1 protein-coding gene and 1 pseudogene are annotated in these 842 nt (G+C 57.0%); both read right to left on the reverse strand.

Annotated elements, in window-relative coordinates; genetic code table 11:
• Positions 1-8: 8 nt before the first annotated feature.
• A complete protein-coding gene (locus tag ACI77H_RS30015; RefSeq protein ID WP_407015546.1) occupies positions 9-350 on the reverse strand; it encodes a hypothetical protein in 342 nt (113 codons plus the stop codon).
• Positions 351-430: 80 nt separating this feature from the next.
• Positions 431-842 (reverse strand): annotated as a pseudogene (locus tag ACI77H_RS30020) (hypothetical protein); the annotation flags it as partial.

Below are 842 nucleotides of genomic sequence, written 5' to 3' on the forward strand. Positions count from 1 at the left end.
TGGCGTGCTCATCGTTTGTCCTTGGGTTGCAGGTAAATGGCCCCAGGGTGGTCCTCGCCCAGCGGGTAATTCGGTACACGGTCCAGCTCAGGCGTCGGGCCCGCCCATAGCGCTATCACGCCGGTGTCGTGATTGAGGGTAAAGGCGAGCCCTCGTTCGCCGCCAATAAAGGTGCTAGCCCCGAGCATCGCGGTCAAAGGCGTGCGATAACGCAAACGAAGGGAAACAGTGCTGGGTGTGGTGCCCAATACGCTCTTTAGCGTGTTGAAGGGACCACTAAGGCGTAGGCCCTGACCTTCCTTGTACGGTATCCACTGACAGGCGCTGCTGGACAACCAATGAGGTGTCATGTCTCGCCGCGGACGCGGTGCTTTGTAGTGGTTGAATGGGCGACTTTTGATCAGGTCGCGACAGCCTTGAGTGTTTGTCGTCAAGCCGACTCTCGCTCTGCCTGCGTGGCGAGTTCAGCCTCTCGTTTGGCAATGGCGGCTTCTAGTTCCGGGGAGCGTTTGGCCCACTGTTCCTGGGGCAAGGGTTTTGACCATTCGATGATGTCGGGATAGGGCAAGTCTGGCGGCGGATTCAGTTTCCAGCGTTCAAGGACGTCGATCAGCAGCGTGTTGAAAATGAAGATCCCGCAGAAACCTTCCCAAAGGATGGTTAAAGGCCAGCCTCGCAATTTTGCGGCTTTTACAAGATCGTCCAGGTAAGTCGCCCATATTCCTTTAGACCTGTCGAAACGTGCCGTCTGATCCTCAACAGCCTCCGGACCAATCTCCATGTAACTGCGCATGCACTCCCATAACGCCATCGCCGTGGTGCCGCCACCACAGTTGAAACCT

The organism is Pseudomonas sp. O230 (assembly GCF_045447035.1).
Taxonomy (GTDB): Bacteria; Pseudomonadota; Gammaproteobacteria; order Pseudomonadales; family Pseudomonadaceae; genus Aquipseudomonas.